Here is a 256-nt window from a genome sequence, read left to right as displayed (position 1 = left end):
TCAGGTCAACGGTGTTGCTGCCGTCGCCGGCTGCGATCAGCAGTTGGCCCAGCAGGCCGCTGTCCACCAGCGTGATTACATCCACGCCAGCACCCGTGGTGATGGACGTGTCGCCACCCACCGTCACCTTATCCAGGCTAACGGTATTGGCGGCGTCACCAGCGTCTATGTCCAGCGAGCCGCCGATGTCGGTTTGCAGCAGGGTGACGCTGTCGTTGCCCGCGCCAGAGCTGATGCGGGTCGCAGCGCCCACCGT

General features: G+C 65.2%; 1 protein-coding gene. It reads right to left on the bottom strand.

The features are described 5' to 3' along the window. On the bottom strand, positions 1–256 hold a 256-nt coding region (locus tag A7V84_RS21375), incomplete at both ends, for a hypothetical protein (protein WP_204246503.1).

It is taken from the genome of Bordetella trematum, from assembly GCF_900078335.1.
GTDB lineage: Bacteria > Pseudomonadota > Gammaproteobacteria > Burkholderiales > Burkholderiaceae_B > Bordetella > Bordetella trematum.
This window is presented reverse-complemented; position numbering and strand designations above follow the sequence as displayed.